The following is a 26353-nucleotide window of genomic DNA, read 5'->3' as shown; positions in this document are numbered from 1 at the left end:
GCCGCTGACGGGCGGGGAAACATCAAATAACTGCCGTGTTCACTACTCGTAGCGAACGTCGGTAATCGTGATCTCCGTGGCCTCGATGGCCTCGATGACGGCCCCCCAGCCGCCGATATCGTACAGTTCGCCGTCGACGTCGAGTGTGAGGGTGATGCGGCCGGCCAGCTGGGCCAGCGGGACGGGCTCCTGGCGCCCCATCGAGCTTCCGGTGTAGTCGATATCGGCGACCCGCCCGGTCAGGTCGACCGGCTCGTTCGTCTCCGTCTCGTAGCCCACGATGCGGGCCTCGACGGTCGCGCCCTTGGCCAGAATCGGTTCGAGGTCGCGGACGGCGTGGCGCAGGTCCACGTACGTCGTCGGCGTCTCGGGCGTCCGGACCGTGTACACTGTCTCCCAGATCTCCCACAGACAGGTGAGGAAGAACCAGTGGAACAGATACGTATGCGTGCGGTCGTTGACGAGCACGCCGTACTCGTTGACGGACTGGCGGTGGGGGGCAAAGCAGGTCCACCGCCGGTCGACCAGCACGAGGAACGGCGACGGGATGTCACGGTGGCGCGCCTCCGTACACGTCCCCTCTATCTCCGCTGCGTCCGGGATGTCGTCGTCGGGCTCGGTACAGATGCTGAGCTTGATGTTCACCCCTCGCTCGTGAGCCGCCTCCAGCGCCGACCGGAGCGCCCGGAACTGCTCGGTGTCGACGCCGAGCTGTATCTGGTGTTCGGCCGAGGAGATGAGCTCTTTCGCCCGCTTGAGCACCGTATCGAACCGCTTTACGATACTCACTTCGTGGTCGGTTATCTCCGGCTGGTTCCACCGGTCCTCGATGTCCGACGCGGCGTCGAGATACCTGCTCGACCGGGACCGGAGATTTTCGAGGACACCCTGTGGGTCGTGGGCGCGGGCAGTCAGGGAGTCCTGCTGGAAGGTCTCGATGTATCCCTTCGATTCGAGGTCCCGGAGGACGTCGTAGATACGCGGGTCCGGAACGTCACACGCATCGGCGATGTCTGTCGCCGAGGCCGTCCCGAGACCGAGCAGTGCGACGTAGGCCTCCGCCTGATAGGGCGAGAGCCCGGCGTCTTCCAGTACTGTGGTCAGTTCGTCGTCGTCCATTCCTCTCTGTGCTCCTCTGTCGTCCGGTTACTGGTTCGTAGTTGCATATTTCACACCCTGTGCAGTTATTTTTGAGACGTGATTGCGGGTACTTCCGTACTTCGGTACCGAAAGCCCGTCGATTACCGGCCCCAGCGGTGGGGTCGTCGTCCACGTCCCTTGGTAGTCGTGGCGGGAAGCCGTGCGATTCAATAACAATGCCTGTTGTAAAATACTAGTGCATGAACGTCCACCCGTTGTATCCCACAGTGACAGGTCGCTCGCAGTGCCCCGGAGGTGTCCGATGAAGTTGGACGATTTCCGCCGGCCGGCCCACACCGGCTCGAACAGATGCTGGCCGTGTACGACGGTGAACATGGGGCTCGTCGGGCTGCTGGCGCTGTGGCTCTACCGGCGCGACCGGCGGCTGGCGAGCCTGGCCGCGGTGGTCGCCGGGTCCCTGGCCGTCGCGTTGCGTGGCTACGTGGTGCCGTACACGCCGGCGTTCGCGCCGAAACTCGTCGCCGCCCTCCCCGTCCCGACGGCTCCCTTCGAGAAGGAGCCGGATTCGCCGCGCCTCGAACGGGCGTCGCTGACTGCGACGGACCTCGACGGCGAGACGATACTGGGTGAACTGGCCACGGCCGGCGCTATCGAAGCCGACGGCGAGGTGATACGGCCGGCGGAGCCGGTCGACGACGCCTGGCACCGGGAGATGGACCGACTGGCCGAGCTCCCGCTGGCCGCACTCGCCAAGGAAACGGCTGCGACCGTCCCGACCATCCCGACGGCAGACCCCTTCGAGGACGGCAATAGCGAGTGGCTCGCCGTGGAGGGAGCGCTCATCGCTCGTCCCGTCGCCGTGGCGGAACTCGCGGCCTACCGGGCGCTGTCCGACCCGGTGACCGACCAGCGGGTCCGACTCGCCGGCGCCCGCGCGTTCCGGATGTTCCTCGACAGCTGTCCGGTGTGTGCAACGGCGCTGACCCAGTCCTCGGAGGTGTCCTGCTGTGGCGGCTACACCGACCCACAGACCGAGCCCGACGACCTGCTCGTCTGTCCCACCTGCGAACAGCGACTCTATACGTTCCCGAACTGAGCGGACACCCCGGGGAAAGACATTGCCTATTAAGCCCTGCCGGACAGATATCGATGTATGAAGAACATCGACGACCTCGTCGAGAGTGCTGCGGACCTCGCCGAGCGAGGGCTCTCGAAAGGTGAGATCGCCGACGAACTGAACGTCTCCCGCGAGACCGCGAGCTGGCTGGTCGAGCGCAGCGGTACCGGCACGACGCCCAAGGAAGTCCCCCAGAGCGGCCCCCACGACATCCACGTCGACTGGTCCGCGCTGGGCCGTGACAGCAACCGCCTCCACCACATCGGCTGTGCGATGGCCGACCTGCTCTCGAAACAGGGCGAGGGCGTGGACCTCACCATCGGCATCGAGAAAGCCGGCGCGCCGCTCGCGACGACGGTCGCCCGGGAACTGGACACCGACCTCGGCACCTACGCGCCGTCGAAACACCAGTGGGACGACGACGAGAGCGACACCTCCGACGGCTCCTTCTCCCGGAACTTCGCCCAGATTCGGGACCGCGACTGCTACGTCGTCGACGACACCATCACCAGCGGCAACACGATGACCGAGACCGTCGAGGCCATCCAGCAGCAGGGCGGAAACCCCATCGCCTGCGTGGTGCTCGCCGACAAACGCGGCATCGAGGACATCAACGGCGTCCCCGTGTACTCGCTGCTGCAGGTCATCCGGGTCGGCAGCGAACAGTCGTCGGCCTGAGCGACCGGAAACGGCGCACAGTCGACCGCTGACCGGCTCAGGTGGGCGTCGTGGGCGGGGCTACTCCAACTGGAAGACTCGGGCCTCGTAGGGCTCGTGGTCCGTCGTCGGCGCCACCGCATCGCGGTCGTAGTTCGAGAGCAACAGCGACGCCCCGTCGACGGTCGTGGGGAGGTCGACCGTCGCCGTCGTCTCCGAGAAGTTCAACACGGAGAGCATCTGCTCGTGGACCCTGCCGTCGGCGTCGTCCAGCGTCTGCGTGTACGCGTAGAGGCGCTCGTGGTCCGGGTGGAGGTCGTCGTACCGGCCGTAGACGAACGAGTCGTACTGGTCTCGCAGGTCGATGAGCGACCGGTAGTACTCCGTGACCGAATCGCCGCCGTCCGCGGCGGCGTTGACGGTCTCGTAGTTCGCGTTGACCGAGAGCCACGGCTCGCCGTCGGTGAAGCCGGCGTTTTCGTCGTCCGACCACTGCATCGGCGTCCGGGCGTTGTCCCGCGACCGGTAGCCGACGACGTCCGCGATATCGTCGAACTCGTCGTGGTCGCCGCTGTCGAGGAGCTTCCGGGCGTGGTTCTGGGCGTCCACGTCCTGCAGGCTCTCCATGGACTCCCAGTCGGCGTTGGTCATGCCCAGCTCCTGGCCCTGGTAGACGTAGGGCGTCCCCGAGCGGGTCAGCATGAAGGTGCCGAGCAGTGTCGCCGACTCGTGGCGGTAGTTCTCGGGGTCGCCGTACCGGGAGACGACCCGGGGCTGGTCGTGATTCTCCCAGTACAGGGCGTTCCAGCCGTCGTCGTCGAGCCCCCGGTGCCAGCGGCGGGTTATCTCCTTGAGCTCCGGGAGCTCCCAGTCGCCGACGGCCCACCGCTCCCCGCCGTCGTAGTCCAGTTTCGTGTGCTGGAAGTGAAAGGCCATGTCCAGCGGCCCGTCCTCGCCGGCGTACCGGCGGGCCGTCTCGACGGTCAGCTGGGGCATCTCGCCGACGGTCAGGATGTCGTAGTTCGAGAGCACCTGCTCGTCGAGCGCTTCGAGATAGGGCAGCATCTCCGGCCCGTCGACGAAGTGCTCCGACCCCACCCACTCGCCGTCCGGGTCGCCGTCCGGGAGTCCCGGCGCCTTCGAGAGCAGGTTGATGACGTCCATCCGGAAGCCGTCGATACCCTTCTCCAGCCACCACTCGATGGTGTCGAAGATGTCCTGCCGGACCGCGGGGTTGCGCCAGTTCAGGTCGGGCTGGGACGTGTCGTAGAGGTGGAGGTAGTACTCGCCCCGCTTCTCGTCGTACTCCCAGGCGGAGCCACCGAAGAAGGACTCCCAGTTGTTGGGCGGCCCGTCGCCGTCGCCCTCGCGCCAGATGTAGTAGTCCTCGTACTCGGGGTCGCGGGCCCGGGACCGCTGGAACCAGTCGTGGTCGACGGAGGTGTGGTTGACCACGAGGTCCATCACGAGTTTCATCCCGCGGTCGTGAACCGCTTCCAGCAGCGCCTCCCAGTCGGCCATCGTCCCGTACTCGTCGTGGATGGCCCGGTAGTCGCTGATATCGTAGCCGTTGTCACGCTGGGGCGACTCGTAGACCGGGTTGAGCCAGATGACGTCGACGCCCAGGTCCGCGACGTGGTCCAGCCGGTCGATGATACCAGGGATGTCGCCGACGCCGTCGCCGTTGCTGTCCGCGAAACTCCGCGGGTAAATCTGGTAGACGACCGACTCCTTCCACCACGTGCGCTCGTCCTCCGGGACGAGCCGACCGGTCTGTTGCTGTGTGTCGGTCATTGTGCCTCCAGTTCGTAGACACGCGCCTCGTAGGGCCGAAGCGTCAGCGTGGCGCCCGTCTCCGTCGGCTCGGCGTAGTTCGAGAGCAGCAGTTCCGTGGTCCCGGCGGCGTCCTCCAGGGTCACCGTCGTCTCGCTGTCGTCGACGTTCAGGGTCACGAGGACGGCGTCGCCGTCCAGCTCCATCCGGTAGGCCCATACCGATTCGTGGTCCGGAAGGAGAAGGTTATACGTCCCGTAAACCAGTGTCTCGTGGCGCTCCCGCAGTGCCACGAGCTCCCGATAGTAGTGGAGTATCGAGTCCTCGTCGGACTCGGCGGCGGCCACGTTGACCGATTCGTACTCGGGGTTGACCGGGAGCCACGGCTCGCCGTCGGTGAAGCCGGCGTTTTCGTCGTCCGACCACTGCATCGGCGTCCGGGCGTTGTCCCGCGAGCGGGCCCTGACAATCTCCCGTACGTCCTCGAACCCGTCTATCTCGCCGGCCTCGATGGCCGCCTCGACCTTCCCGATGGACTGGAGGTCGTCGAGTTCGTCGAGGCTCGACCACGGGTAGTTCGTCATCCCGATCTCCTGGCCCTGGTAGACGTAGGGCGTCCCGGAGAGGGTAAAGAGGAGCGTACCGAGCAGTTTGCCGGACTCGCGGCGGTACTCGCCGTCGTCGCCGAAGCGCGAGACGATGCGGGGCTGGTCGTGGTTCGTCAGGTACAGCGAGTTCCAGCCGTCGAGCTCCGTCTGCCACTTCGACAGCACGGCCTTGAGGTCGGGGAGGTCCCACTCGGCGGGCGAGAGCCAGCCGTCGGCGGCGTCGACGAACATATGCTCGAAGTGAAACAGCATATCGAGCGGTCCGTCCTCGCTCACGTAGTCGCCGGCCGTCTCCGGGTCGACGTCGAGACACTCCCCGACGGTCATCGTGTCGTAGTCGTCGTAGGTGGCCGCGGCCATCTCCGAGAGGTACGTCTCGGCGTCGGGGCCGTTGGCGAACTGCTCGATGCCGACCCAGTCGCTGTCGGGGTCGCCGTCGGGTAGCCCATCGGGCTTCGAGACGAGGTTGATAACGTCCATCCGGAACCCGTCGATGCCCTTCTCCAGCCACCAGTTCATCATCTCGTAGACGTCCTCGCGGACGTCGTCGTTGTCCCAGTTCAGGTCGGCCTGGGTCTCGTCGAAGAGGTGGAGATACTGCAGTCCGGCCTCGGAGTCGTCGGCCCAGGCCGACCCGCCGAACCCGCTCTCCCAGTTGTTTGGCGGCTCCTCGCCGTCGTGCCAGTAGTAGTACTCCCGGTAGCCGTCCTCGTCGCGCCGGGACCGCTGGAACCACTCGTGGTCGGTGGCGGTGTGGTTGACCACGAGGTCCATGATGAGCTTCATGTCGCGGTCGTGGACCGCTTCCAGCAGCGCCTCCCAGTCGGCCATCGTGCCGTACTCGTCGTGGATGGCCCGGTAGTCGCTGATATCGTAGCCGTTGTCGGCCTGTGGCGACTCGTAGACAGGGTTGAGCCAGATGACGTCGACACCCAGCGATGCGACGTGGTCCAGCCGGTCGATAATCCCCTGCAAGTCGCCGACGCCGTCGCCGTCGCTGTCGGCAAAACTCCGGGGATAGATCTGGTAGACGACCGCTTCCTTCCACCAGGAACGCTCCTCGTGCATATACAGGACGGTTGTGGGAACCGTCACTTAAATCTATGTCAGCGGCAACAACAGGTGTTGTAAATGAAGGCCGGCCGGTGGCCAGTCAGCGGTCGAGGACGCTGTGGCGCTCCATCGAACAGTCGTACCCGACGGCCGCTACCGTCTCCGTCGGCCACTCGCCCGTCCCCGAAAGCAGCGTGATATCGTCTTCAGTCACCAGCTGGGTGTCCTCGCTCTTTGCGCCCCGGACCGTGGGATTCCAGGCGTACCCCTGGGGCACCGCGACCGGAGCGTCGCTCTCCGGGGTCGCAATCCACTCGCGACCGGCGTAGCCCGCGGCACCGCCCTGATGGTGGTTCTGCCACTCGCCGTCCCAGCCGACGGCGTCGTAGGCCCGCTGAATCGCGTCGAACACGTCGCCGGCGGTGCCACTGTCGGCACCGACCGCTCGCGTCGCGGCCAGCGCCGTCGCCTCCACGCGCATCGCGGCGCGGGTCCGCTCGCGGAGCCACTCCGGCGCGTCGAACGCGACCGTCCGGGTACAGCTGGTGTAGAGCCCGTCGCGTTCGGCCGTCACCGACAGCAGGGCGTACTCGTCCAGCGGTGCTGCTTTCGGCGTGTAGTGGCGGTACCGCTGAGCGCGCTCGCTGCCGCCGACGAGGACGACCGGCGCGCTGGCGTCGATAGCCGCCAGCTCCCCGCGCAACTCCGCGGCGACCTCACGTTCGCGGTCCGTGCTGTGGGCCCGGCGGGCGACCGTCTCCACCGCCTCGGCGACACCGGTCGCGAAGTCCCGATACCGCGTCTGCTGTCGGTCGGTCAGCGGCTGCCGGAGCGGCGTGGCGTCGAGCGAATCGAGCCCGGGAACGTCGAAATCAGCCGCGGCGGGCGACGGGCTCACGGCCGCGACGGTCGCGGCGAGCGACCCGTCGTACCAGGGGAACGTCTCGATATCGACGCCGTCGGCGAGCTCCTCGTCGCGCAGCCGCGGCGCCTCGATGTTGTCGGTGACGACTGTCACCCCGTCCCCGTCGTAGCCCGCGGCCGCGACGCCGATATCGCCGCCCCGGTCGACGACGTTGTCGCCGGACTCGGCACCGCTGGCATCGACGCCGCCCGTCAGCCAGGCGAAGCTCCCGGGGCGGGCGAACCACACCGCGTCGAGGTCGTTACTCGCGAGATACGCGTCCAGTCGAGCAGTGAGTGACATACCGGCCCAACGGAGGGGTGGCCGTTAAAGCCGCGCGATAAGGTGGGCCGGAGCACCGCCCGCTACAGCGACACGCGCTCGCCGCGCTCGTCGCTGCGTTCGACGGCATCGAGGACGCGCTGGACCGCGAGCCCGTCCGCGAAGTTCGGCTCGTAGCTCCCGTCGCCGGCGACGGCCGAGAGGAACTCGTAGATATGCAGAACACCGTTAACGAAAAAATACAAGGGACTTGGTGATGCATTGGTATGTATGGTGAAATCTGACGACCCCCGCGCCCGGTATCGACGTGAACACGAACGTCTTGATAACATGGGCGAACCGAACGCTCGCCCTGTTAAAGAACTATTGCGGGCCTTAGATGCGGAGGACCACACTACGAACCATGTGGTTGACGGCGAACAGCAGACGCTCGCCGTTTCATCACTAACCTCGTATGGCCGCGCCCTTCGGTTGTTAGCTAAGGAAATTGACGACCCGTTGCTTGATACCCCAACCGACAGGTTCAATGAGATTTTCGACAAGTGGAGCGACGACTTGTCCGGCCAGACGGTGAAACAACGACAAAGCGCCCTGCTGAAATTCCTACGCTATCACTCTGACGCTGCTGCTGATACCGAGGGGATAGTGCTTGTGAACGTCGATACAAGCTCTTCATTAGACCCTGATACTGTTCTCACGGGCGACGACGTGAACGCGCTACGTGATGCCTGTTCTAACGACCGTGATAGGTGTCTTGTCGACCTGCTGGCCTACACGGGCCAGCGTATCCGCGCTATCCAAACGCTACGTGTGAAAGACGTAGACCCTGACGCTGGCGCATCGGGCAGTTACCAACTAAACGATAGCGTGGAAGGGTTGAAGGGCGCTGATAAGACGGCGACGACGCGCCCACTTCTTGGCGCTCAGAAGGCTGTTCGGGAGTGGCTTCGAGCGCACCCAACCGGCGAGCCTGACGACTATCTACTAACGTCTCTCCCGACTGCTACGGCCCCGGGTGGACTTACACCGGGTGACTCCCTAGACCGTTCATCAATCCACGTTCGGCTATCTCGCATCGCTGATACTGCTGGCGTGGACAAAGACGTGAACCCCCACGCTTTCCGGCACTTTTTCGTAACCACCTGTAAGCGTGATTACGAGCTTGAAGATTCCGAGATTAAGCACCTTATCGGCCACGGGCCGGATTCCCGTGTGATGGAAACAACGTATTCGCATCTGTCTGATACCGAAGTGGCGCGGAACGTCGAAGCCAAGGTGGGGTATGAGGTTGAAGAGGAATCGGCGTTTACTCCGCCGACCTGCCATACCTGTGATGAACCACTCCCCGGGTCGGCCAAAGCCTGCCCTAGTTGTGGGACGGTCTACTCCCCTGACGCTGAGGGGCTTCGAGAGGACATGGAGGACAGTGTGAGAGAATCGTACAAACAAGTTGACCCAACCAACCCGGAACAGGTCGAAGCGGTGCAGGCGGTTGATGAGGCGCTTGATAACCCTGACGTGTTAGATAAGTTGCTTGAGAATGATGAGGTGGTCGATAAGGTGGCTGACAGAGTGGCCGATAGGTTGGATAAATAGAGACGTTACTTCGCTGGCTAAAGCCAGAATCTAGTAATACAATATCAGTCTATTCGTCTGGCTCGCCGTGCATTTCAAGGTCTTTGTTAACCCGTTTAAGAGCCTCTTGCTCACGCTTTTGCAGGCTATGACGGCGGTCCCTATCTGATTTGGCGGCTTCAAACTTTTCCAAAAGGGTCCCACCCATTTCGTAGACAATGCCCTTCTCTTGAAGAGTCAATTTATCACCACGCTCAATTTTTTCTTCAATCCGGGATTGTGCATCTCTGGTTACATCCGCCTCGGACGCATCAACTTCAAATCGGACATCATCAACAGTTCGTCGTGGCATATCTCGCTTGGTCCCATAGCAGTACGCCTCTTCGACACCACGCTCAAGGATATATTCAAAATCCCACCCTTTCGTCTCACAGTATTCATAGAAGAAAGCGATTGTTGCTATCATGCCATTTTTGAACCGGCGTTCTTCTTCACGTTCCAAATCAATGAGGTTAGACCATATCTTTTCACTCATTTCGCGGTGAGTCGTTTTGAAATCCTCAACAGCGCCAGTAACCCGCTCAATGATTGCAACCCGGCGATTGTACTTGGCTTTCCTGCTAAGTCCATCAAGATATTCCGACACTCCTCGTAGATAATTCCGGTCTTGCGGGGCGAGCATCGCACGACTACGTTCTGAATTTGAGTCTTCGGACATTGTGAAGTGTTTGACTACACACTGTGTAGTACAGCCATGCCTAATAAAGTACCGAACAAACAGAAGATTGTGAGGATTCCACCCCTGCGGTCCGCCGTCAAGATGGAATCTGATATAAGCTATCGCGGTTAGCCAGTGAAGCCAAACAGGGTGGAGGCGAAGGTCAAAACGTAGCCGCGTTTTGCGAAATGAGCCACCGGCGAAACGGGAGTAGGTGGTAGGTGGGGACCCGAGGCGAACAGTCGAAGGTGTCCACAGGTCGCAATGGTGTATCGACACAAAACCAGCGAGCCAGAAGATTTCAGATTATGTCAAAGAGCGAAGCACAAATCGCCATCCGACCAGAGACGCGCGAAAAGTTATTTGAACAAAAAGAGGGGCCGAACGACACATATGATAGTGTGATTACCCGGCTTCTTGACGAGTGACGGCGGTCTATCGGGCGGAATCCGACTGCTGATATTGTTACTAATATGGCTGTTACACAAACTACGAAAGATAGTGGTATCGCTAAGATAGAAAACCGGCGCGAGGAAATTGAACGGGCGGCCAACTCCGACCTTCCTGTGGCACCTGTGGCCGAAGCTCTGCTGGAGGTTGTCAACGAATGAAGGGATGGGAGAAAGACGGTCTGGGGCCGTCTGTTGTTAACAACACACCGGAGAAAGTTAACAACACCGGTCCGTTCTGTGATACCTGCTGGCACAAAGCCGTGACTGAGGTAAACGGTGTGAATCTCTGCCGGACCCACCGGAAAGCGTATTTTCGGGTGAGTAGCTAATGAGCCGAACACAGACGGTTTCTGACGACCTTGATGGAGAATATGATTCAATCCCCGAAGAGTTGCAAGACCGGCCACAGTGGCTCATGTGGGACGAATCAGCCGACACTCCGCGCCGTCCACACTGGAACGGTGACTTTGGAATTAGTTGGTCCGACCCAGACGACTGGCACACCTTCGAGGAGGCTATTGAAGCCGCCAAGGAACGCGAGAGTTGGGGCATTGGCTATGTAATGGCCTTGGAGAATGATGATTACCCGCGCGGTCTATACGGCTGCTTAGACCTTGATGGGTGTCTGAGAGAAGCCCACCAAGAGAAGCCGAAAGACTGGCTTCCAGAGATTCAGAAATTCACTGACAGTGGGGCATACATTGAGTATAGTGCCAGCGGTGAAGGGTTGCACATTCCCTTTGTCGGGCATGAGATACCGGAGTGGTGGGCCGACTGTCAACTTGGAGAACATGAAGGGGTTGATGTTCTCACAAACAAGTTCTGTGCCTTTACCGGGAATCAGCTATCGGTATCTGGCGACAGCGCAACGGAAGCCGACCCCACGCAATTCCTGTTTGACGCATATCAGGAGATAAACGGCGAAGCGCCTAGTCTCTCCCCGAGCGGTGACGCCGAGAGTGTTGATTACGACGGCGACGAATGGCTTGATGAATCTGATATTGAGGATGCACTAAGCCATATCAAACCCGACTGTGGATATGACCACTGGCTGAAACTTGGCTTCGCGGTCCATGACTGGGATAGTGGTCCAAGCGGAAAGCGGCTCTTCGAGCAGTGGTCGAAGGGCGGGAGTAAGTGGGATACTCAAGCGATGCGGAATATTGAGGCCATCTGGTCGACCGCAAGCGAAGGCGACGGTGTAACTGTGGGGACACTGGTTCATTCCGCTAAAGAAGCTGGTTGGGACGTTCCTAATCGGTCTAACCCCAAGGGTGGAACCCGACAGAACACACCTACAAAACCGTTAGTTGAAGCCATTGATAGCAGTTGGTTCGACAAGTCGGATAAGACCGTCACTGTCCAACCAGTTGAAAGCTACCCGGCGGGTGAACTAGCCGACGTGTTCCAGAACCCCAGTAATATCCTCGAAGCCTGTGGGCATGAGGCTATTCGGGCAATTGGTGAAATTGACGCCGGTGGACAGTTCCTAGACGACGCCGGGGACGGTTGGACGGTCGAAGCCGGTAAAGAAGATGCATACGCGCACCTTGAGCCACTGTCTACCCGCGAAATCAAAAACACAGCTCTAGCCGAGTTGCCCACCCACCGAATCGCCTATCTTCCGAAGCGGGAGATATGGCTATGGTGTGATGATGGGGTATGGAATCTCAATGGTGACGGCGAGATTCGGAAATGGCTAGACGAGTATCTGGGGCCGTACTACTCCGGCCACATTCGGCGGGAAGTAATGGACCAACTCCAAGCGAGGAGCCAAGTCAAAGAGCAACGGTTCGGCGGTGGTCCACCCGGGCAGATTGCGGCAGAGAATGGCTTGATTGACCTAGACGCCGGTGAGATTACGCGGGAGATACAACCGTCCGACCATATCCGATGGACACTAGCAACGGAACATGACCCCACTGCTGACTGTCCGAAGTGGCGGGAGTTTCTTGGGGAAGTGGTCGAAGCAAGCGACATTCCCCTACTCCAAGAGTACATCGGCTATTGCCTTCGGCATTGGGACGTGAAACGCAAGAAGGCGCTAATGCTATTGGGGCCGACCGACGCCGGTAAATCCGTCTTTGTTGACGTGATAGAAGCCCTATTCGGTGGGGAAGATAGTGCGGCGACGAGTAGCACAAGCGTCCAATATCTCGCCAATGAGCGATGGGGACCGGCCCGGTTGGTCAACACGGCCCTGAATACTCGGAGCGACTTGGGCGAAGGTTCAATTGAGAACACAGGGAAGGTGAAAGAGCTAATCGCCGGTGACAGTCTTGATGCGGAACGGAAGCGAAAGCCAGTGTTCCAGTTCAAGCCCACGGCGAAACATATCTTCGCGGCCAACCGCGCCCCGAACCGGAGTGTCGATGATGAGGCGTTCTGGAACCGCTGGCTGACTGTGGTATTCCCGCAAGCGATACCGAACGATGAACAGATTGACGACCTTGATGAACAACTCCTCGAAGAGCTACCCGGAATCCTGAACTGGGCGATTGAAGGCTACCAGCGATTAGAGGAGCAAGGTCGGTTTACGAACGAACCACTCCCGTATCAGAACCGGGAGAAATGGGAACGGTACGGGAATAGTATCTCCCAATGGTTCGACCGTTGCACCGAAGAGGAACCAGATGGATTCACACCGAAGGAATCCACGGGTGAGGCTCTTGGTGCGTATGACTCATACGTGGCCTATGCCCGACAGAACGGCTTAGAGGTGGAAACTGATAGCAAATTCACGTCTGAGCTAAAGCGTCGTGACGGTGTGAGCAAGACCCGACGCCGGATTGATGGAACACTCCGGTATGGCTACAACGGATTCGTTCTTACAGACGACGCGCCCGGTGGGTCCGACCCACAAGAAAATTCCAGCCGGAACGCTGGCATTGACTCTTTCAAGTAGCGTTCTAAGTGTTCCACCTTATCGCCAGAGTGGTAGCTATTTACAGAAAGAATAGACCGTCTGTGAATAATAGCCACATTGGAAAATACATGGAACACTTGGAACAGTAGGAGGCTATTGCCGTCATTTGGTGCGATGACCCCAGTATGGGCGAGCATGACTTGAGAAATCAGCATGATTTCACTGAAAGAGTTTTGTCGATGGGTCGTATCTGAGTCGATTCTTGTGTCGGTGATTATCGCAGTGTTGGTTCTGTCGGGCCATGCAGACGGTTCCTTGTCCGTGTTGGTGATTGGGTCGGTGCATACGGTTCCGGCAGTGGTCGACGGCTATAGAACGGACAGAACAGCCGAGTAGCAGTGTGGGCGATGACCCGGAGACGGCGAGCAACTTGGTAGGAGCGTAACGGACGGTCGGCGGAATCCGACCACAGAGACACTTCATAGCTATGAGTGCAATTCTAGACAACGAACAGACGTATCGAATTGAAACTAAGACGAGTGCCGGCCACATCGAGGACCCGGTAACTGGCGAGCAACACGAAATTGAACCCCACGACGACAAGCGAGGCGGTGTGATTGAGGTAGACCGGCCAGATAGCGCGAAGTATATTGTGGACAGTAGCAGCCGCCGGCAGTTCGCAGAGAAAGCGCCGAGTGCGAAGGCCGTACAGAAAGCACAGTCAGAACAGTTTGACTTCGCAGGGAGTGCAGTGTGTGAGGCCTTTGCTGCGAAACAAGGTGACTTCGGAAGTCAGACGCTTGACCCAACTGAAGGGTTCGACCCTGCTACTGACAGTCCGAACAACGACAAGCGCATGAAAGCGGTGAAAATGTACGAAACTCTCCTAAGCGAAGGCCACGACGATGAGGCGGGATACCTCCGGTCGCTTGGGGGTATTGGCCGTCAGGAAGAGTTTGTGAACTATCTTCGCAAGAGCGAGGAGCTGTCCCTGTAAGAGAAGGCCAGTAATCAAACTGCCAATGACCCGGATTAGACACCGGCGAGGTAATTGTCTCCTCTGAGTCTTCGGTTGCAGTTTCATTTTCGTATCCCGGTAGCGGTGTTTTGGCCGGGACTACAACGGTGATGTAACCGTGACTAAGCAACTCCCAATTACGCTTCCGAACGTGATGTATCGCTCTCAAAACCCTTCTAACGCCAGTTTTCGGGTTGCACCCCCCGGTGGTAGCCATGTCTGACGCCGAGACAGCGAGTGCGCCCGCGCGGGAATTACCGAATCGTGACGAGATTCTTGAGCTGCTAGAGGACGGAATCCGCGAGGCTCACAGGAAAGTCGAAGAGGGGCGAGTGTACGACCCTGAGAATGAGAAGGTCCGAATCAAGTGGATACGCGCGTTAGCCTATGCAGCGAACGTGCATCGGCAAATGCAGAACGACAGGGACCTTGAGGAACTATCCCAGCGGCTTGATGAACTTGAATCAGAATGACACGGAAATCTAAGCGAGAGATTGAGACCACACTGAATGAGATTGAACAGACAGACGTTCCTGACAACGTTGGGCCGATAGAACAGTATTTTTCAGACGAATACGCGGACCCGTCAAACGACGAATTAGGCGACGCATGGGCCGAAGCCTTACAACCTGACAATGACCCGGAAGAGTAAACGCGAGATTGCGCAGAAAGTTGAATCGATGGAACAGGCTGACTCAGGCGAGTATCCTGTAATCGATACTGTGGCTGGGTTGCTAAGTCATGATTGGGAGTGTGTTGATACGTCTGAAGACCTGTATCGGTGCGAAGAGGACGACAGAACGTTTCACATTCCGCCCGATTTGATTAATACAGTGTGGGAACTGTCTGAGGAGTGAATTGATTTTGGAGAGAAAAGAACTAATCAAATTCCCATGAGCCTTTCCCGTCAACAGTACAGCTTTCAAGAACTGTGGTTCCGTTCTCTGTATAAACAGCCGCTTCTACCCTTCGCGGTGTGTAAGTATTGTAAATGCGATTTGGAACACCCTGAACGGTACTTGTTCCGCCCGATTCATCGGTTCTCATGTAGGTACTCGCGTTATCAGTAACCCCATTTTGGCTACCAGTCCGGTTGTATACCAGTTGTTCATTCCCTTCACAGAGTATCCCGAGAGTGATATTGGTGCTAAAGTTGCCATACGGAGGCTCCAGATTGCTCTCAAGTATAGTATCATAGGTGTCATTTCCGGGATAGACTCTCACAGTATGTGTGAGGCTCCCATTTTGATATCTGTATGTGATGAAATTGCTACTGGCGGAGGGCTGTTCTGTGTTAGAAGGTGTATCAGTGGCGGAGGATTGTTCTGTATTAGAGGGAGTGCCACTATTGGGAGACGAAGCCGAACAGCCAGCGACGACTAGCATAAGCCCAACACAGAGTGTAATCAGTGATTTTCTAGTAATCATCATATTTTAACAATATTTCAAGTAGTATAGATTTTTCGTATTAACCAACAATCGGATGTGTTGGTGTGACTGTTGGTTAAGCGGCAGCTTTTTCATTGACAAATCATGTTGTCATGACATGGCATATGCTACCGGATTAAGAATATTAGCGGCGTTGTGCTGTCTGACAGTCATCGGAATCCCGCTTGGTGCGGTGTTTTGGTGGAAGGCGAGACAGAAAGAGAAGGCGAAAGAACAGGAACAAGAACATTTGAGACAGATGGCTGAAGCACAAGAAAACAACGGGTAGCAGATTTCAGACGCCGAACTTGTAGATTTGCTCGCGGTAGATGGATTTAATCCCTAGTCAACACTAATCCGCTCTCCTTGTTCATCACTTCGCTGGATTGCGTCAAGAACGCGCTGGACGGCTAGCCCATCGCCAAAGTCAGGGTGGTACTCATTTCCTGTTGACACTGAACGTAGAAACTCGTAGTTCTCGTGGACGAACGTGTGCTCCCAGCCGATGACATGGCCCGGCGGCCACCAGTGGTCGAGGTAGGGGTCGTCCGGGTCCGTCATCAGAACGGTCTCGTACCCACGAGAGCCTTCCCGCAGGAGTTCGAGTTCGTTCAGCCGCTCCAGCGAGAACCGCAGTCCACCCTTCGAACCCTCGATTTCGATGGTGTGGTCGTTCTTGTGACCGCTGGCGAACCGCGACGCCTCCAGCGTCCCCATCACGCCGTTATCGAAGGCGACCTGTGCGCTGTAGGCGTCGTCGACGGTGACCGCCCAGCGCTCGTCCTCGCCGTCGACGGGGCGCTCGTCGACGAACGTTCGGAGCTGGCCGGACACCTCGGCGACGTCGCCGACGAGGAACCGGGCGAGGTCGATGGTGTGGGCGCCGAGGTCGCCGAGCGCGCCGCTGCCGGCCATCTCGGCGTCGTTGCGCCACGACCAGGGCGCCTCCGGGTCGACGAGCCAGTCCTGCAGATAGCGCCCGCGGAAGTGGTGAATCTCGCCCAGTTCGCCGTTCTCGATGAGCTCCTTGGCGTACTGGATTGCCGGGACGAACCGGTAGTTGAACGCGATACCGGCGGGGACTCCGGCCTCCTCGGCCGCCGCGGCCATCGACTCGGCGTCGGAGAGGGTCGGGGCCAGCGGCTTCTCGCAGAACACCGGCGTGCCCGCTTCGAGCGCGGCGATGGAGGGCTCGGCGTGGACGTGGTTCGGACCGAGGTTGTAGAACACGTCGACCTCGTCGACCACGTCGCGCCAGTCGGTCGCGGTGCGGGCAAAGCCCAGTCGGTCGGCCGCGTCGTCGAGGGCGGCCTCGTCGCGGCCCACGATGACCTCGCGGTTCAGCTCGGGGGCGTCCTCGAAGAACATGGGGAGGCGGGCGAACGCGTTAGCGTGTGCTTTCCCCATGAAACGGTAGCCGAGGACGCCGATGTCGAGCGGTGCTGTCATCGTGCCTCCGTGGTACCGCGAGCGAGCCGTAGGCTCGCGAGCGGCCTTTTTCGCCCACGTTTTTCGAGGAGCGGTGAGCGCAGCGCGCGAACCCGACGCTGAAAAAGGTGGTTTCGCATGAAACGGTAGCCGAGGACGCCGATGTCGAGGGGTGTATCTGTCATCGGTCTCGTTCACTCCGCCCAGTAGGCGTCACCGGGTTGCGTCTCGAAGACGGCGCGGTCCAGCACGTCGACGGCCTTCTCCAGCCCCTCGCGGGCGCTGGTCAGCGAGTCCTCGTGTTCGATGGAGAGCGCGCCGTCGTAGCCGACCATCCGCAGCGTCGAGACCACGTCTTTCCAGTGGCTCTCGTCGTGGCCGTAGCCGATAGAGCGGAACAGCCACGACCGGTCGACTTCGTCCGTGTAGGCCGTCGTATCGAGCACCCCTTTCTGGCGGGCGTTCTCCTCGTAGACCTTCGTGTCCTTGGCGTGGAAGTGATGGATGGCGTCCGCCTCACCGAGCAGCCGGATGGCCGCGGTCACGTCGATACCCTGCCAATACAGATGCGAGGGGTCGAAGTTCGCGCCGACGTGCTCGTTGGTCGCTTCCCGCAGTTCCAGCATGCCGCGGGGCTCGTAGACGAGCATGTTGGGGTGCATCTCGATGGCCACGTCGACGCCGTGGTCGGCGGCGTGGTCGGCGAGGTCCGCCCAGTAGTCGGTGGCGACGCCCCACTGGTACTCGTGGGCGTCGGCGTGTTCCTGCGGCCAGGGCGCCGTGACCCAGTTTGGCACCTCGTCGTTCGGGCCGCCGGCGGGCAGTCCCGAGAAACAGGTCACCGTGTTCACGTCGAGCTGGGCCGCGAGTTCGACGGCCTCGCGCAGTTCCGTGTCCGCCGCCTCGGCGCGGTCCTCGTCGGGGTGGAGCGGGTTGTTGTGCGTGGCCAGCGCGCTCACTCGCATGCCGTGAGCGGAGAGCGTCTCCCGCAGGTCGGCCTGTGCCGACTCGTCGTCGAGCAGGGCCGTCCGGTCGAGATGGTCACTGCCGGGGTAGCCGCCACAGCCGAGTTCGACGGCGTCGACGCCGATATCGTCGAGATAGGACAGCGTCTCGTCCAGTGGCTGGTCGCCGAGCGGGACTGTCAGAACACCAATATCCATGCGACTGGGTACAACAGGTGAAGTGATAAAAATGCGGGCAGGCGGGCGTTCGGACCGCAGTGACGTTGACTTTATATATTATCCCAGTAGTTACCGATTATGACTCCGATACACCTGTTGTATCAGGGTGTTCTCGGAGCGGTCTGTTTGGCGACCGGCGCCGTCGCCGTTCGCGCCTGGCAACAGCGCGAGGAACCGGGGGCGGCGTATCTCGCTATCATGAACGTCGGCATCGTCTTCTGGACGTTTTTCACCCTGCTCCCGACCGTTCTCGGAGCCTCACCGCTGTCGTGGGTCTCGCTCAGGCTGGTTATCCCCTTCGTCACCGTCGGCGTGTTCGGCCTCTTCGCGTTCACGCTGGAGTACACCGGTCGAGGGAAGTATCTCACACGCCGGTCGCTGGCGTTGCTGTCGGTCGAACCGGTGCTCGCGACGGCCGTCGTGCTCACGAACGGCACGCACGGACTGATGTGGACGGAGACGGCGCTGGACCCGGCGGCGGTGTACGGTGTGGTCCGGACCTTTCAGGTCGGCTTTCTGATCCATACGCTGTACTCCTACACGCTGCTCGTCGCGGCGGTGGTGATGATCGGTCTCTTCGCCGTCCGCTCTGACTTCCTCTACCAGAAGCAGGTCGTCGCGTTCCTGTTTGCCATCTTCGTCCCGTGGCTCGGGAACGTCCTCTACATCTTCACCCCGATCCAGTACGACCTTTCGCAGGTCGGCTTCGCCGTCACCGGCCTCTCGCTGGGCTATGCCATCACCTCCGTCGGCTTTCTCGATATCACGCCGGTGGCCCGCAACACCGTCGTCGAGACGCTACAGGCCGGCGTGTTCGTCATCGACACCGACGGGCGGCTCGTCGATAGCAACGACGAGGGACGCCGGCTCCTCGGCGTGGAGGGCCGGTCGGCGGCGGGGGAGCCAGTCGAACCGCTGCTGGCGCCGTTCCCGGACTCCGATGCGCTCTACGAGAAGATCATGACCACCCGGTCGGACGAATCGTTCGAGACGACGCTCAATGACCGCACCTTCACGGTCCGCATCTCCCCGCTGTACGACCAGCGGGACGTACTCGCCGGGCGCGTCGTGCTCGTCAACGACATCACCGAGCAGGTCGAACAACAGCGGGAGCTCGAACACCGCAACGAGCAACTCGACCGGTTCGCACGGGTCGTGAGCCACGACCTCCGCAACCCGCTGACCGTCGCGTCGGGTAAGCTCGAACTGTTCAGGCAGACCCGTGACGACGAGCTTCTGGCGGACGTGGACGACTCGCACCACCGGATGGAACGGCTCATCTCCGACGTGCTCACACTCACCCGGACCGACGGGGCAGACATCGAGACGACGACCGTGTCGGTCTCGGCCGTCGCCGAAGCGGCGTGGAGCAACGTCGACACCGGCGGGGCGACGCTGTCGGTCGCCTCGGACGGGACGGTCTCGGCCAAGCGGACGCTCCTCATGCAGCTGTTCGAGAACCTGTTTCGGAACTGCGTGGAACACGGTTCAACGAGCGATCCGACGCAGTCCGACGACGCTGTCGGGCACGGCTCGACGGGCAGTCGACCGGGGGCCGACGACGCAGTCGACCGCGACCCGGTGACGGTGACTATCGGAACGCTGCCGGACGGGTTCTTCGTCGAGGACGACGGCGTCGGAATCCCCGAGGCAGCGCGAGCCAACCTGTTCGAGGAGGGCGTCTCCGGCACTGACGCCGGCACCGGGCTCGGGCTGATGATCGTCGACGAGGTGGCGACGGTCCACGGCTGGGCGACCGCGGTGACGGCGAGCGAGAGCGGTGGCGCGCGCTTCGAGATCCGGTCAACGAGTTGAGAACCACGGTCGTAGCTCCCTATCCTCTACACTTTTGTGAGGGGGCAAGTAAGCTACCGCCCATGGGACAAGCGAACGACATCGACTACGCCGACCTGCACGACCCCAACGCGGAGTACACGATGCGAGAGCTGTCAGCGGAGACGATGGGGGTCACGGCCAAGCGAGGCGGCGGCCGGGACGTGGAAATCACGGACGTGCAGACGACGATGGTCGACGGGAACTTCCCGTGGACGCTGGTGCGTATCTACACCGACGCCGGTGTCGTCGGGACCGGCGAGGCCTACTGGGGCGCGGGCGTCCCCGAACTCATCGAGCGGATGAAGCCCTTCGTCGTCGGCGAGAACCCGCTGGACATCGACCGGCTCTACGAGCACCTCGTCCAGAAGATGTCCGGCGAGGGCAGCGTCGAGGGCGTCACTGTCACCGCCATCGCCGGCATCGAGGTCGCGTTGCACGACCTGGCCGGCAAGATTCTGGAGCTGCCCGCCTACCAGCTGCTGGGCGGGAAGTACCGCGACGAGATGCGGGTCTACTGTGACTGTCACACCGAAGAGGAGGCCGACCCCGACGCCTGTGCGGCCGAAGCTCGACGGGTCGTCGACGAACTGGGCTACGACGCGCTGAAGTTCGACCTCGACGTGCCGAGCGGGCTGGAGAAGGACCGCGCGAACCGCCACCTCCGGCCGGGCGAGATCCGCCACAAGGCCGAAATCGTCGAGAAAGTCACCGAGGAAGTCAAAGACGAGGCCGACGTGGCTTTCGACTGTCACTGGACGTTCTCCGGTGGCTCGGCAAAGCGACTCGCCGACGCCATCGAGGACTACGACGTGTGGTGGCTGGAGGACCCGGTGCCGCCGGAGAACCTCGAAGTGCAAGAGGAAGTCACCAAATCCACGACGACGCCCATCACAGTGGGCGAGAACCGCTATCGGGCCACCGAGGAGCGCCGACTCATCGAGAGCCAGGCCGTCGATATGATCGCACCCGACCTGCCGAAGGTCGGCGGGATGCGCGAGACCCGGAAAATCGCGGACGTCGCGAACCAGTACTACGTCCCGGTCGCGATGCACAACGTCGCCTCGCCGGTCGCGACGATGGCCAGCGCGCAGGTCGGTGCGGCCGTTCCCAACTCCCTCGCCGTCGAGTACCACTCCTACGAGCTGGGCTGGTGGTCGGACCTGGTCGAGGAGACCGTCATCGAGGACGGCTACATCGAGATCCCGGAAGAACCCGGTCTCGGCCTCACGCTGGATATGGACGCCGTCGAGGCGCACATGGTCGAGGGCGACACCCTGTTCGACGAGGCGTAGACGAACGGTCGCTCGCGTCCGGTCGAGGCTTCTTTTATCACGCTGTACGGGACAGAGCCCCGGCACTGTCCGGGTGCGTCGACGACTGTTTCCGAATTAGTAATAACACCCGTTGTACCTTCTTGAGAAAGCTCTTTATCCCAGTGTCGCGACGGTACGAGACAACCGATACCGGGGTCTGATTTACCATGTCCACGTACACAACGCTTTCAGCGGAGACCGAGGCGCTCGTCGAGAGCCAGCGGGAGATACTCGACGCCCACGACGACCGGTTCGAGGCGGCGAAGGAACTGACCACCAACCTCGGCGCTCACTGGCGGGAGGGGCACGCGGCGTTCGGCTTCTGGACGCCCGAGCTCGTCGACGACGTGGGGCCGGCCGAGGTCCGACTGGAGCTGTTGACAGCCACCGACGGGGTCGACCTCACCGCCGACGAACAGACCGTGGAGTTCGAGCGCCACGTCGTCGAGACCCGGCGGGAGGGCGAGTTCACGTGGGCCGCCGTCGAGGGGCCACGGCCCGGAACGCGCGACCAGTTCGGCACGCTCTACCGACTCACCTACGAGAGCGACGGCGAACGCGAGACCGTCACGGACCCCTTCGCCGATTCGCTCCCCTTCGGTGCGTACGGGCCGCCGGAGCTGTACGACACGGCCCGCCTCGACGCGGAGCGGGCGGACCGAGAGTACTTCGAGCGTCTCCGCCGGGACGGCGTCGAACCGCACGCCAGCGAGGACGACGGGCTCCCGCGGTTCGAGCCCGCGACCAGCATGCTGGAGATCCACCCCGGGACTGCGACCGAGTCGGGCACCCTGGCCGGGCTGACGAGGCAGTTCGAAACCATCGGTGAGAAACAGGCCGACGGCGACACCCTGACACCGGCCGAACGGAACTTCGCGGGCTACGACGCCGTCCAGCTGATGCCCCTCGCACCGATTACACAGAACGAGGACGAACTGGGCTACTGGCTCCCCCAGACCGTCGGCGATGACTCCCTCCAGGTGACTGTCGGCCGGCCGGACATGGTCAACTGGGGGTACGACATCGTAATCTCCGGTTTCGGGACCGTCAACCCCGCGATTCTGGAGACGCGACGGCCCGACGAGCTTGTGGATTTCATCGCGACCATGCACACGCTCCCCGAGCCCGTGAAGGTCGTCTTCGACATCGCGCTGGGTCACGCCGACAACGGTGCGCTCCCGCTGCTGAACGAGGCGTGGCTCGCCGGCCCCGGGATGTACGGGCAGGAACTCGACTACACGCAGCCGGTCGTCCGGGCGGGGCTGCTCGAACTCCAGCGGCGCAAGATGGATTTCGGCGCCGACGGTATCCGCGTCGACGGGGCCCAGGACTTCACGAACTGGGACCCCGAGGCCGAGTCGGAGTGGCACGACGACGAGTACCTCGCCGAGATGGACCGGGTGACACAGGAGGTGGCCGGCGTCGAGTACCGGCCGTGGATGATATTCGAGGACGGTCGTCCGTGGCCCCGCTCGGACTGGGAACTGGCCTCTACCTATCGGACGCTCATCGACCAGCACCCCCACGCTTACCAGTGGGGGCCGGTCACCTTCGCGCACAACACGCCCGCGCTGCAGACGTTCTGGGCGACGAAGTGGTGGCGTGTGCGCGAGGTGGCCGACATGGGCGCGAACTGGATTTCCGGCGTGGCCAACCACGACACCATCCGCCGGGGGACCCAGCTGGAGCCGGAACCGCCCTTCAGCCAGCCCCAGATAAACCGCTATCTGGGCGACAGCGAGCCCGAGAAGCTCGACCGGGCGTACAACAACCCCGCCTCGACCGTCCTCTTTCACGCGTTCATGCCGGGCTGTCCGATGGACTTCACCCACGCCAACATGCGGGCGCCGTGGGGGTTCGTCCGGGACACGGACGCCGTCTGGAACCTGAAGGTGCTCGCCGAGGAGGAGAACTTCCCCCAGTGGCAGGTTCGGCCCGAGCAGTTCGACGACGACGCCCACTTCCAGCGGCTCGGGGAGTGGGGGTTCGACAGCCGCGACGAGATGAGCGAGTTCCTCGGGCTGCTCGCCGACGCCGTCGAGATGACCGACTACGAGAAGGCCGACATCGCGACGCTGCTGAACACGATGGGCACCCCAATCGGCGACGATTTCACCGTCGACGAGCTGGAACAGCTCGGCCGGGACTGGATGCGCGACGTGGCCGACTTCGCGAACCTCGCCCACTGGCACGACGAGCAAGGCGACGAGCGGACCGCCTTCGACCTCGCCGTGCGGGAGTTCCGTCACGACCACGACTGGGTCGCCGGCGACCTCGGCGCGGACGACGTGCTCGACTACGCCTATCCGACTGACGGCACCGTCCTCTACTACGGCCACCGCAGCGCACCCGACGGCGGCGAGGAGCTGCTGTTCGTCGCGGTGATGGAGGGCGTCGCCGAGACGGTGGTACCGACCGACCTCGCCGGCGTCGACTCCGGGGGCTGGGAACTCGCGCTCGCCTCGCCGGGCCTCGGTGTAGCGGCCGCCGACGAACCGCTCGAACTGGCCGACAGCGACGTCGCGCTGTTCGTCCGGTCGCTGGATTAACGCTCGCCGAACCGGTCGGCGACCGCCTGTCGGTCGATCTTCTCCGGGCCGCTCGTCGGCATCGACTCGACGAACGCGATGTGTTTCGGGACCTTGTAGGGGGCGAGCCGGCCGTCACAGAACGACTCGACGTCCGCGAGCGTCAGCGACTCGTCGCCTTCGAGGACCGCTTTGCCGACCTCGCCCCACTGGTCGTCCGGCACGGGGACGACGACTACCTCGTCGACAGCGTCGTGTTCGGCCAGGACCGCTTCGACCTCCGACGGATAGACGTTCTCGCCCCCGCTGACGAACATGTCCTTCTTCCGCCCTTCGATGGTGTAGTAGCCGTCCGCGTCGACGCTGGCGAGGTCGCCCGTCGCGACCCAGCCCGACCCGAACGCGGCCTCGCTCTCGGCCGCGTCGTCGAGGTAGCCGGCCGCGGCGTGGGGCGAGCGGAGCTGGAGTTCGCCGACGGCCCCCGGCTCGACCGGCTCGCCGTCCGCCACGACGCGAGCGTCGACGTGCATCGCGGGCTTGCCCACCGTCGCGGCCTTCTCGCGGGGCCACCCGTCCGGCATCGCGAAGTTGTTCGGCCCGCACTCGGTGAGGCCGTACCCCTGGGAGAGGTCGACGCCGCGGTCCCACCACGCCGCCATGACGGCGTCGCGACAGGGGCCGCCGCCGGATTTGACGACGCGGAGCGTCGAGAGGTCCGTCTCGGCCCAGTCGTCGTGGTCGGTCAGCATCCGGAGGACGGCCGGCACCGCCACGAGCACGGACGCCCCCTCGCGCTCGACCGTCGCCAGTAGTTGCCCCGGGTCGAACTCCCGGGCGATGACCACGGTGCCGCCAATGTGCCAGACGGGGACCGTAACGACGTTCCACCCGCCGGTGTGGAAGGTGGGGAAGGTAAGCGGCGTCACGTCGTCGGGTCGAAGCCCCCACGAGGCGATGGTGTTCAGCGAGTTCCAGACGACCGCACGGTGGCTGATGACCGTCTCCTTGGGCGTCCCGGTCGACCCGCCGGTGTGCAGGAGGAGGTGAGTGTCGTCGGGCGAGAGCGGGGGCGTCTCGACAGGACCGTCGTCGGTGGGCACCGTCTCCACGTAGGTCGGTGTGTCTGCGGCCGGCGACGCCTCGTCGTCCGCCGCCTCGACCGCGACGACCGTCGTCTCGACGCCCTCGGCCTCGTCGAGCGCCGTCCGCGTCCCTTCGAGAAACGGGGCCTCGACCACCAGCAGCGCCGGGTCGACCCGTCCGAGCAGGGCGGCCAGTTCCGGCGGGGCCAGCCGGTGGGACAGCGGAGCGAGGACGCTGCCGGTCTTGGCCGTCGCGAGGAAGAGGTCGACGACTTCGGGGCGGGTCCGCGAGACGACGGCCACCCGGTCCTCGCGGTCGACGCCGCGGGCGCGGAGCAGTCGAGCCGTCCGGTTCGCCCGCTCGTCGAGGTCGGCGTAGCTGAACCGGCGACCCGTCGACGCGTCGACCAGCCCCACGCGGTCGGGCGATAGCTCGGCCCGTTTCTCGCTCCACGCGCCCACCCACGCCTGCGGGCCCGACACGAACTCAGACATCGGTCAGGAACCCCCGGAGGTACTCGTTGACCGCGTCGGCCCGCTCGATGAACAGGAGGTGTGGTGCGCCGTCGAGTTCGTGGTACTCGGCGTCCGGGAGTTCGTCGGCGAGCAACCGGCCGTTCTCGACGGGGACGACCCGGTCCGCGGTGCCGTGTACTACCAGTGTGGGCACCCGAATCTCGTCGATGCGGTCGTGGACGTCGAACGCGTCGACCGCGGCGGCCTGCCAGGCGAGGGCCTGCTCGCTGGCGTCGCTATCGAGGCGCCAGTCGACGATACGCTCGATGAGCTCCTCGTGGTCGCTCCGGAACGCGTCGGTCATCGCCGGCTCCATCTTGTAGCGGCGTCGCTCGCGCTCGTCGTACGCTTCGGGCACGTCGAAGATGCGGTCGAGAGTCGCCTCCGGCGTCGGGACCGCGTCGGGGCCGCCCGGCGTGGTACAGAGGAGCGTCAGCGAATCGGCCCGCTCGTGGTCCACTGCGAACTGCTGGGCTATCATCCCGCCCATGCTGGCCCCGACGACGTGGGCGGTGTCCACCCCGGCGTCGTCGAGCACGGCCGCGAGGTCGTCCGCCATCGCCGGGACAGTGTAGGGGCCCGCTGGTTCGTCGGAGTCACCGGTCCCGCGGTTGTCCCACAGAATCGTCTCGTAGTCGGCCAGTGCGGAGCGCTGCCAGCGCCACATCCATCGGCCGTAGCCCAGTCCCTCGACGAAGACGACGGTCTCGGCGTCGCTTGGCCCCGATACCTCGTAGGACAGGCGGACGCCGTCGTGGTACGCGTCGGGCATAGGTCCGACTACGGCGCCCCGCCGTTTCAATGTGGGTCGAAGCGCGCTCGCGAGCCGTCCGAGCGACTCTGTCACACGGTCACGACCGGCCGATGATTCCAACAGCTCGACACGTTCAGAAAGGGGTTCTATCATGAACGAC

The 26353-nt window shown here is 62.4% G+C and carries 19 protein-coding genes and 1 pseudogene; 10 read left to right on the top strand and 10 right to left on the bottom strand.

Features of this window, described 5'->3' with window-relative positions; all coding sequences use genetic code 11:
• Nucleotides 1–42: 42 nt before the first annotated feature.
• The gene (locus tag NDI56_RS04250; RefSeq protein ID WP_310918186.1) at nucleotides 43–1119 is read right to left on the bottom strand and encodes a TrmB family transcriptional regulator; all 1077 of its coding nucleotides are present in this window, start codon (nucleotides 1117–1119) and stop codon (nucleotides 43–45) included.
• A gap of 283 nt (nucleotides 1120–1402) precedes the next feature.
• On the opposite strand from NDI56_RS04250, the gene NDI56_RS04245 reads away from it, so the two are divergent.
• Entirely contained in the window at nucleotides 1403–2197 is a 795-nt protein-coding gene (locus tag NDI56_RS04245) for a DUF8054 domain-containing protein (RefSeq protein WP_310918185.1), read from the top strand.
• A gap of 57 nt (nucleotides 2198–2254) precedes the next feature.
• Complete coding sequence (gfcR, locus tag NDI56_RS04240; protein WP_310918184.1) at nucleotides 2255–2896, top strand: transcriptional regulator GfcR; 642 nt, start codon at nucleotides 2255–2257, stop codon at nucleotides 2894–2896.
• Nucleotides 2897–2956: 60 nt separating this feature from the next.
• Here the strand turns inward: gfcR and NDI56_RS04235 are convergent, their stop codons facing one another.
• From NDI56_RS04235 to NDI56_RS04220, 4 genes and pseudogenes are all read right to left on the bottom strand, one after another.
• Nucleotides 2957–4669, bottom strand: coding sequence for a glycoside hydrolase family 13 protein (locus NDI56_RS04235; protein WP_310918183.1), 1713 nt, complete (start codon nucleotides 4667–4669; stop codon nucleotides 2957–2959).
• Nucleotides 4666–6324 (bottom strand): glycoside hydrolase family 13 protein, encoded by a 1659-nt coding sequence (locus tag NDI56_RS04230; RefSeq protein WP_310918182.1) that lies wholly within the window; start codon nucleotides 6322–6324, stop codon nucleotides 4666–4668. Before NDI56_RS04230 ends, NDI56_RS04235 begins: the two co-directional genes overlap by 4 nt.
• A gap of 85 nt (nucleotides 6325–6409) precedes the next feature.
• Nucleotides 6410–7516 (bottom strand): M24 family metallopeptidase, encoded by a 1107-nt coding sequence (locus NDI56_RS04225; RefSeq protein ID WP_310918181.1) that lies wholly within the window; start codon nucleotides 7514–7516, stop codon nucleotides 6410–6412.
• 62 nt (nucleotides 7517–7578) lie between these two features.
• Nucleotides 7579–7707: pseudogene (locus tag NDI56_RS04220) on the bottom strand (Gfo/Idh/MocA family protein); the annotation flags it as partial.
• A 58-nt stretch (nucleotides 7708–7765) separates the two neighbouring features.
• On the opposite strand from NDI56_RS04220, the gene NDI56_RS04215 reads away from it, so the two are divergent.
• Complete coding sequence (locus NDI56_RS04215; RefSeq protein ID WP_310918180.1) at nucleotides 7766–9091, top strand: tyrosine-type recombinase/integrase; 1326 nt, start codon at nucleotides 7766–7768, stop codon at nucleotides 9089–9091.
• A 49-nt stretch (nucleotides 9092–9140) separates the two neighbouring features.
• Here the strand turns inward: NDI56_RS04215 and NDI56_RS04210 are convergent, their stop codons facing one another.
• Nucleotides 9141–9788 (bottom strand): DUF8102 family protein, encoded by a 648-nt coding sequence (locus NDI56_RS04210; protein WP_310918179.1) that lies wholly within the window; start codon nucleotides 9786–9788, stop codon nucleotides 9141–9143.
• A 780-nt stretch (nucleotides 9789–10568) separates the two neighbouring features.
• Here NDI56_RS04210 and NDI56_RS04205 point away from each other — a divergent pair.
• The 4 genes from NDI56_RS04205 to NDI56_RS04190 all read left to right on the top strand — a co-directional run bounded on the left by NDI56_RS04205 (nucleotide 10569) and on the right by NDI56_RS04190 (nucleotide 15841).
• Nucleotides 10569–13145 carry a phage/plasmid primase, P4 family gene (locus NDI56_RS04205; RefSeq protein WP_310918178.1) on the top strand — a complete coding sequence of 859 codons (2577 nt, stop codon included), beginning with the start codon at nucleotides 10569–10571 and terminating at the stop codon, nucleotides 13143–13145.
• 448 nt (nucleotides 13146–13593) lie between these two features.
• The gene (locus NDI56_RS04200; protein WP_310918177.1) at nucleotides 13594–14103 is read left to right on the top strand and encodes a hypothetical protein; all 510 of its coding nucleotides are present in this window, start codon (nucleotides 13594–13596) and stop codon (nucleotides 14101–14103) included.
• 236 nt (nucleotides 14104–14339) lie between these two features.
• A complete protein-coding gene (locus tag NDI56_RS04195) occupies nucleotides 14340–14597 on the top strand; it encodes a DUF8136 domain-containing protein (protein ID WP_310918176.1) in 258 nt (85 codons plus the stop codon).
• Between the two features lie 1073 nt (nucleotides 14598–15670).
• Nucleotides 15671–15841 (top strand): hypothetical protein, encoded by a 171-nt coding sequence (locus tag NDI56_RS04190; RefSeq protein WP_310918175.1) that lies wholly within the window; start codon nucleotides 15671–15673, stop codon nucleotides 15839–15841.
• 53 nt (nucleotides 15842–15894) lie between these two features.
• On the opposite strand, the gene NDI56_RS04185 is transcribed toward NDI56_RS04190, so the two are convergent.
• Nucleotides 15895–17001 (bottom strand): Gfo/Idh/MocA family protein, encoded by a 1107-nt coding sequence (locus NDI56_RS04185; RefSeq protein WP_310918174.1) that lies wholly within the window; start codon nucleotides 16999–17001, stop codon nucleotides 15895–15897.
• Nucleotides 17002–17174: 173 nt separating this feature from the next.
• Nucleotides 17175–18143, bottom strand: coding sequence for a sugar phosphate isomerase/epimerase family protein (locus NDI56_RS04180; RefSeq protein WP_310918173.1), 969 nt, complete (start codon nucleotides 18141–18143; stop codon nucleotides 17175–17177).
• A 99-nt stretch (nucleotides 18144–18242) separates the two neighbouring features.
• Between NDI56_RS04180 and NDI56_RS04175 the strand changes: the two genes are divergently transcribed.
• From NDI56_RS04175 to gghA, 3 genes are all read left to right on the top strand, one after another.
• A complete protein-coding gene (locus NDI56_RS04175) occupies nucleotides 18243–19979 on the top strand; it encodes a histidine kinase N-terminal 7TM domain-containing protein (protein WP_310918172.1) in 1737 nt (578 codons plus the stop codon).
• 62 nt (nucleotides 19980–20041) lie between these two features.
• Nucleotides 20042–21292 carry a mandelate racemase/muconate lactonizing enzyme family protein gene (locus NDI56_RS04170; RefSeq protein ID WP_310918171.1) on the top strand — a complete coding sequence of 417 codons (1251 nt, stop codon included), beginning with the start codon at nucleotides 20042–20044 and terminating at the stop codon, nucleotides 21290–21292.
• Nucleotides 21293–21480: 188 nt separating this feature from the next.
• Entirely contained in the window at nucleotides 21481–23862 is a 2382-nt protein-coding gene (gghA, locus tag NDI56_RS04165; RefSeq protein ID WP_310918170.1) for a glucosylglycerol hydrolase, read from the top strand.
• Here the strand turns inward: gghA and NDI56_RS04160 are convergent.
• Nucleotides 23859–25418, bottom strand: coding sequence for an AMP-binding protein (locus NDI56_RS04160; RefSeq protein WP_310918169.1), 1560 nt, complete (start codon nucleotides 25416–25418; stop codon nucleotides 23859–23861). The two genes, gghA and NDI56_RS04160, sit on opposite strands and share 4 nt — an antisense overlap.
• Nucleotides 25411–26211: an alpha/beta fold hydrolase gene (locus NDI56_RS04155; protein ID WP_310918168.1), complete on the bottom strand. Its 801-nt coding sequence runs from the start codon at nucleotides 26209–26211 to the stop codon at nucleotides 25411–25413. Before NDI56_RS04155 ends, NDI56_RS04160 begins: the two co-directional genes overlap by 8 nt.
• Between the last annotated feature and the right edge of the window lie 142 nt (nucleotides 26212–26353).

Origin of the sequence: Halomicroarcula saliterrae, from assembly GCF_031624395.1 — an archaeon.
GTDB lineage: Archaea > Halobacteriota > Halobacteria > Halobacteriales > Haloarculaceae > Haloarcula > Haloarcula saliterrae.
Note: the sequence above shows the minus strand (reverse complement) of the source record. Positions and strands in the feature narration are given on the sequence as shown.